The 5859-nt window shown below is 75.0% G+C and carries 6 protein-coding genes; 3 read left to right on the top strand and 3 right to left on the bottom strand.

What is annotated here, in order from left to right:
* From IEZ03_RS32970 to IEZ03_RS32960, 3 genes are all read right to left on the bottom strand, one after another.
* Positions 1-658: TgpA N-terminal domain-containing protein (locus IEZ03_RS32970; RefSeq protein WP_229808726.1), on the bottom strand; the 658-nt coding region annotated here is incomplete at its 3' end.
* Positions 655-1932: a DUF58 domain-containing protein gene (locus IEZ03_RS32965; RefSeq protein WP_184886208.1), complete on the bottom strand. Its 1278-nt coding sequence runs from the start codon at positions 1930-1932 to the stop codon at positions 655-657. The genes IEZ03_RS32965 and IEZ03_RS32970, both read right to left, overlap by 4 nt.
* Before the next feature lies 1 nt (position 1933).
* The gene (locus IEZ03_RS32960; protein ID WP_184890752.1) at positions 1934-2950 is read right to left on the bottom strand and encodes an AAA family ATPase; all 1017 of its coding nucleotides are present in this window, start codon (positions 2948-2950) and stop codon (positions 1934-1936) included.
* A gap of 508 nt (positions 2951-3458) precedes the next feature.
* Between IEZ03_RS32960 and mraZ the strand changes: the two genes are divergently transcribed.
* The 3 genes from mraZ (at position 3459) to ftsL (ending at position 5808) form a co-directional block, all read left to right on the top strand.
* Positions 3459-3890: a division/cell wall cluster transcriptional repressor MraZ gene (gene mraZ / locus IEZ03_RS32955; RefSeq protein WP_131986738.1), complete on the top strand. Its 432-nt coding sequence runs from the start codon at positions 3459-3461 to the stop codon at positions 3888-3890.
* Positions 3891-4141: 251 nt separating this feature from the next.
* Positions 4142-5122: a 16S rRNA (cytosine(1402)-N(4))-methyltransferase RsmH gene (rsmH, locus tag IEZ03_RS32950; RefSeq protein ID WP_184890751.1), complete on the top strand. Its 981-nt coding sequence runs from the start codon at positions 4142-4144 to the stop codon at positions 5120-5122.
* Positions 5119-5808 carry a cell division protein FtsL gene (ftsL, locus tag IEZ03_RS32945; RefSeq protein ID WP_184886206.1) on the top strand — a complete coding sequence of 230 codons (690 nt, stop codon included), beginning with the start codon at positions 5119-5121 and terminating at the stop codon, positions 5806-5808. The genes rsmH and ftsL overlap by 4 nt, the downstream gene beginning before the upstream one ends.
* Positions 5809-5859: the final 51 nt, after the last annotated feature.

Here is a 5859-nt window from a genome sequence, read left to right as displayed (position 1 = left end):
GGAGGGGGGCGGCCGCCTCCTCCGGGCGGGGGTCGGCGCCCGCCAGCGGCACCTCGCGCTGGCGCCGGTGCGTCGTCACCGTCCGGCCCCAGCCGCCGACCTGCTCGCGGGCGTCGGCCATCAGCAGCCCCAGGAAGCCGAGCGCCCCGACGCCGAACGCCAGCCAGCTCACGCCGTCCTCGCGGACCGCGGCGGGCACGCTGTACATGGCCAGCAGCGGCAGCCCGGCCGGGGCGGTGCGGCGCAGCCGCACGGCCAGCAGGTCCACCAGGACGGCGACCAGCCCGATCCCGGCGGCGGCCATCAGCGAGATCCCCGGCAGCAGCGGGACGGGCGCCGCGTACCGGTTGGCGGCCTGCCAGCCGGCCTCGTTGAGCGAGGCCAGCCGGTTGATCGACTCCGGCGAGGGGATGAACCCCAGCCACGCCGCGTCGGCCACGTACGTCAGGTTCAGATAGGCGAGCAGCGCGAGGAGGCCGAACAGCGCGTTGAACGCGGCGGGCAGCCGCAGCCGCCGCGCCAGCAGCCCGCCGGCCGCGACGGCGAGCACCGCCCCGAGCCCCGCCGCGAACCAGCCGTGCTCCTCGAACAGCGGGTAGAGGCCGATCGAGCCGGCGAGCGTCGCCAGCCCCGCCATGACCGTCATGCGGATTCTCATGCGCCGTCCCTGACGAAGTCCTCACCGGCCTGGCCGGCCTGCGCCCACACCCCGGGCAGGTCCGCCGCCGACCTGACGGCCACCACGCGCCAGCCGCTCGCGCGCAGCAGCCCCGCCGGGTCGCTGCCCGCGCGCCCGCTCGCCCCGCCGCCCGCGTGCCCCGCGGGCCCGTGCCCCTGGACCAGGACCGCGACGCAGGTCCCGGTGCCGCGCCGCGCCGCCGCGACCGAGCGGGCCTCCTCGGCGGACAGGACGCCGAACACCGCGATGACCAGCCCGTCCGCCTCTTTGCCCGTCCTGCCGCGCAGCGCCGCGATCCCGGCCGTCAGCGACGTGCCCTTCGACCTGCGCGCCACCGCCAGGGTGTCCAGCAGGAGACCCTCGAACCCGCCGTCGGCGGACGCGGCCGGCAGCGCCTCGCCGGCGTCGGTGACGTAGCGCAGGTGCAGCCCGGCCCGGACGAGGTGCACCCCGATCGACGCGGTGGCCGACACGGCCTGCTCGAACGAGCCGGCGACGCCGTCGCCCCAGTGCGCGGAGCGGCGGGTGTCGAGGAACAGCGTCCCGCTGCTCTGGAAGTGCTGCTCCTCCCGCCGGACCATCAGCTCCCCGTGCCGGGCGGTGGACCGCCAGTGGACGCGGCGCAGGTCGTCGCCGTGCCGGTACTCGCGCGGGATCACGTCGTCCTCGCCCGCCGCGGACACCGCGCCGGCGATGCTGTCGCCGCCGCCCGTCCAGGCCCCGCTCAGCCGCTCGGACGGCAGCGGGACGATCGCGGGCGTCACCGTCAGGGTGTCGGCCAGGCTGAACGAGCGGATCAGCTCGACCATCCCGAACGGGTCGGCCAGCCGCACCGTCAGCGGCCCCACCCGGTAGCGCCCGCGCACGTCGGAGCGGATCCGGTAGCCGAGCTCGCGCTTCCCGTGCGGCTCGATCCGGTCCAGGACGAACCGCGCCCGCCCCCCGAGCGCGTACGGCACCCGGTCCTCCACCATGAGCAGCCCGCTCGGCAGCCGCGAGACGTTCTCCAGCCGCAGGTCGACGCGGGCCTCGCGGCCGACCGGCAGCCGCGGCGGGTCCAGCCGCCGCGCGCACGCCAGCCGGTAGCGGGTCCGCGCCACCGCCAGCGTGCACAGCAGCGGCAGTGCGAGCACGAGCACCCCGGCGCGCAGCAGGTCGCGCTCGCCGAGGACGAACGCGCAGACGATGGCGGTCGCGCCGGCGGCCACGAAGGACCGCCCGCGCGTGGTGAGGCCGGCGAGCGCTCGTCTCACGTCACTTCCGGGGAGAGGGAACGGGCAGGCGCTTCACCAGGTCGGCGACGACCTGCTCGGGGCGGCGCCGCTCCACCTGCGCCTCGGCCGTGGGCAGCAGCCGGTGCGCGAGGACGGGGACGGCGAGGTCCTGCACGTCGTCTGGGACGACGTAGTCGCGGTCGTCGAGCGCCGCGTACGCCCGCGCGGCCCGGACCAGCTGCAGCGTCGCCCGCGGCGAGGCGCCGAGCCGCAACTCCGGATGGCTGCGGGTCGCCGAGACGAGGTCGATGGCGTACTGCCGCACCGCCGTCGACACGTGCTGCTTGCGCACCACCTCGATGAGGTCGCGGACGTCGGCGGCGTGCGCGACCGGGCTCAGCCGGTCGAGGGGGGACGCCTCACCGTGGTTCTCCAGCATCTCCATCTCGGCGGCCGGGTCGGGGTACCCCATCGCGATGCGGGCGGTGAAGCGGTCCCGCTGGGCCTCGGGCAGCGCGTAGGTGCCCTCCATCTCCACCGGGTTCTGCGTCGCTATCACCATGAACGGCGGCTCCAGCCGGTAGGTGGTGCCGTCCACCGTGACCTGCCGCTCCTCCATGCACTCCAGCAGCGCCGCCTGCGTCTTCGGGGACGCGCGGTTGATCTCGTCGCCGACCACGATGTTGGCGAACACCGGGCCCGGCTTGAACTCGAACTCGCGCAGCTCCTGGTTGTAGGCGCTGACCCCGGTGATGTCGCTCGGCAGCAGGTCGGGCGTGAACTGCACGCGCCGCACCGAGCAGTCGACCGAGCGCGCGAGGGCCTTGGCGAGCATCGTCTTGCCGACGCCGGGCACGTCCTCGATCAGCAGGTGCCCCTCCGCCAGCAGCACCGTGAGCGCGAGCCGCACCACCGAGGGCTTGCCCTCGATCACCGACTCGACCGCGTCCCTGATCTTGTTCGCGACCTGGGCGAGGCCGTCGAGTCCCAGACCCGGCCCGGTGCGCCCTGCGTCGGCGCGGCGGGCCGGGCGGGATGCCGGGGGGTCGGTCTCCATGAACGACTCGCCGTGCGTTCCTACTGCCACCAAACCCTCCTCAGCCGTCCGGCCGCGCGGTTGACCCGAGGGCCCTGCCGGGCCCGTCCGTGTTCGGAGGGGCCGCCCTACCGCGAGCCGGTGCGTCGCCCTTTGCGCCCGCCCAACCGACAGTACGTCGTCGGAACGCCCTCCGCGATGTTCGTGTTGAACGCGGAACCATTGTGCTCCACGGTGATCGGGTTCTGATCCCGGACGGGGACACCACTTTCCCCCACCGCCGCCCGCGCCCCCGCCGGCGAAGCCCGGGTCCCCTCCCGGCCGGACGCCCTCGCCCGTCCTCCGCCGTCCCGGCGCGCGGACCGGCCCCTCGCGGGGCCCCACTCGGCCCCCCACGCTCTGACCTGCGCATTCGTCCGCCGAATCGGCATGCGGAACGTGTTTTCAATGTTGACGGTGGGGAAGAGTGGAGTAGAGTGGGGCGCCGTGGGGGGCAGTAGCGCCCCATGCGGCGCGGGGAGGTGGGCCGGTGTTCCTCGGCACCCACTCACCGCGTCTCGACGACAAGGGACGGCTGTTCCTGCCGGCGAAGTACCGCGAGGAGCTGTCGGGGGGATTGGTGATCACGAAGGGCCAGGAGCGCTGCCTGTACGTCTTCCCCATGGCGGAGTTCCAGCGGATAACCGAGGCTCTGCGTGCCGCGCCGGTCACCGAGAAGGCGGTACGGAGCTACAGCAGGGTCTTCTTTGCCAGCGCGTCCGACGAGGTCCCCGACAAGCAGGGCCGCGTCACGATCCCGCCTCCGCTGCGCAAGTACGCGGGCCTCACCCGCGACTGCACGGTCATCGGTGCCAACACGCGTCTGGAGATCTGGGACGCGCAGGCATGGGAGACCTACCTGGAGCAGGAGGAGCAGACGTTCTCCGACGTCTCGGAGGAGGTGTTGCCAGGGATCCTCTGAGAAACGACTCGTCGGTCCGATGACCGGCAATGGCCCACGTTCGGCCAGGTCTCCAGCCGCTCTCCGAGCCAGCTGGCGCAGCTTCCCCGGTGCCAGACGGCGACCCCCCGCGCACCACGCGGTGATCTTCCTCTAGGGCAGCGGATGGGGACCTGGCCGGGCGAGGCCGCCGCCGGGGGTGCGCAGCTAAGCGGTCATCCGATCCGGCGATGCCACAAGTCCGCGAGCGGTGGCAGTACTGGGGGTGCAGCATGGACGTGGGTGACCACGCGGCCGGGGCCGGTCACGTACCGGTCATGCTCGGTCGCGTCCTGGAACTCCTCACCCCCGCGGCCGAGGCCGTCACCGGCCGTGCGCCCGTCTACCTCGACGGCACGCTCGGCATGGGCGGGCACGCCGAGGCGATGCTGCGGGCCGTGCCGGACCTGCGCCTGATCGGCCTCGACCGCGACCCCGCCGCGCTGGAGCGCTCCGCGCGCAGGCTCGCCCCGTTCGGCGACCGGGTGACGCTCGAGCACGCCGTCTACGACGAGATCCCCGCCGTGCTGCGCCGGCTCGGCGTCCCCGCGGTGGACGCCGTCCTGTTCGACCTGGGCGTCTCCTCCCCGCAGCTCGACGAGACCGGCCGCGGGTTCGCCTACGCCCACGACGCCCCCCTCGACATGCGGATGGACACCACCCAGCGGCTCACCGCGGCCGAGGTCGTCAACGGCTACCCGCCCGCCGAGCTCGCCAGGATCCTGCGCGAGTACGGCGAGGAGCGGTTCGCCCAGCGGATCGCCTCGGCGATCGTCCGGGAGCGCGAGCGCGCCCCGTTCGACTCCACGCGCCGCCTCGCCGAGCTGGTCCGCACGTCCATCCCGGCCGCGACCCGCCGCACCGGCGGGAACCCGGCCAAACGCACCTTCCAGGCGCTGCGCATCGAGGTGAACGGCGAGCTGGACAGCTGGCGGCGGGCGCTGCCCGCCGCCCTGGACGCGCTGCCGGTCGGCGGCCGGATCGCCGTCCTGTCCTACCACTCCCTCGAGGACCGGATCACCAAGCAGGTCCTCGCCGCCCAGGCCGCCGACACCACGCCGCCGGACCTGCCCGTCCCGCTGCCCGAGCACGAGCCGCGCTTCCGGCTCCTGACGCGCGGGGCCGAGCTGCCGTCCGGCGAGGAGACCACGACCAACCCACGGGCCGGATCGGTGCGGCTGCGCGCCGCCGAGCGTGTCCGGGAGGCGACATGACCACGACGAGCAGACGCCCGCCGCCCAAGGCGCCCGGGAAGCGGACCCGGCAGCGCCCGGCCGACGCCGCCGCCCCGGCCGCGAAGGGCACCAAGACCGCCAAGGGCAAGGGCGCCAAGGGCACGGCCGCGAAGAGCAGGCCGCCCAAGGCCGCGCCCAAGACGGCGCCCGCGCGCAAGTCCGCGCCCGCCAAGAGCACGCCCGCCTCGAGCACGGCGGCGAGCGGGAGCGCGGCGGCGAAGGCCGCGCCCGCCAGGAGCACCCCGGCGGCCGGCGCCCGCCGCGGCGCGTCGCGGCGCACCCAGGCGCCGCCGCGCGCCCCGTTCGTGCTGCTCATCGTCGGGCTGCTCGGCGGCGCGCTGGTGAGCCTCCTGCTGCTCAACACCGTCCTGGCGAAGGACGCGTTCACGCTGACCCGGCTGCAGCAGAGCACCAAGCAGCTCGAACAGCAGCGCCAGGCGTACGAGGCGGAGATCGCCCGCGAGAGCTCCCCGGAGGGGCTGTCGAACAAGGCCAAGGCCCTCGGCATGAAGGAGGCCGAGGACCCGGCGTTCTTCCACAGCGGCTCGGGCCGGGCCGGCGACGGCGGGATCCGCCCGGTCCCCGACGCGGCGGCCGCGGCGGCCGGCGCGGCGGGCGTGGTCGGGGTCCCCGGCACCGTGGTCCCCGGCGCCGGGGCGCCGTGAGCGGGCACGACGGCAGCGGGGAGCGGGTGACACGGTGACGAAACCGCCGGG

The organism is Actinomadura livida, from assembly GCF_014648675.1.
GTDB classification, from domain to species: Bacteria; Actinomycetota; Actinomycetes; order Streptosporangiales; family Streptosporangiaceae; genus Spirillospora; species Spirillospora livida.
Note: the sequence above shows the minus strand (reverse complement) of the source record. Positions and strands in the feature narration are given on the sequence as shown.

Bases quoted from the DNA above. Each gene is read 5' to 3' on its own strand.
- IEZ03_RS32960 (WP_184890752.1), bottom strand. From the start codon at position 2,950: ATGGAGACCGACCCCCCGGCATCCCGCCCGGCCCGCCGCGCCGACGCA.
- rsmH (WP_184890751.1), top strand. From the start codon at position 4,142: ATGGACGTGGGTGACCACGCGGCCGGGGCCGGTCACGTACCGGTCATG.
- ftsL (WP_184886206.1), top strand. From the start codon at position 5,119: ATGACCACGACGAGCAGACGCCCGCCGCCCAAGGCGCCCGGGAAGCGG.